This is a genomic window from Serratia nevei (assembly GCF_024160145.1).
Classification (GTDB): Bacteria; Pseudomonadota; Gammaproteobacteria; order Enterobacterales; family Enterobacteriaceae; genus Serratia; species Serratia nevei_A.
Window position 1 is genome coordinate 1 of sequence record NZ_JAMYWQ010000123.1, and the last position, 473, is coordinate 473.

1 rRNA gene is annotated in these 473 nt (G+C 47.4%); it reads right to left on the reverse strand.

Annotation, left to right across the window (positions count from 1 at the left end):
* Positions 1–473, reverse strand: a 16S ribosomal RNA gene (locus M6G53_RS25045); the annotation flags it as partial.

The following is a 473-nucleotide window of genomic DNA, read 5'->3' on the forward strand; positions in this document are numbered from 1 at the left end:
GGTAGCGGACTACTAGGGTATCTAATCCTGTTTGATACCCACACTTTCGAGCCTCAGTGTCAGTTGCAGTCCAGTGAGCTGCCTTCGCAATCGGAGTTCTTCGTGATATCTAAGCATTTCACCGCTACACCACGAATTCCGCCCACCTCTACTGTACTCAAGACTGCCAGTTTCAACTGCAATTTTACGGTTGAGCCGCAAACTTTCACAACTGACTTAACAATCCACCTACGCTCCCTTTAAACCCAATAAATCCGGATAACGCTCGGATCCTCCGTATTACCGCGGCTGCTGGCACGGAGTTAGCCGATCCTTATTCATATGGTACATACAAAATCCCACACGTGGAACATTTTATTCCCATATAAAAGAAGTTTACAACCCATAGGGCAGTCATCCTTCACGCTACTTGGCTGGTTCAGACTCTCGTCCATTGACCAATATTCCTCACTGCTGCATCCCATAGGACATCG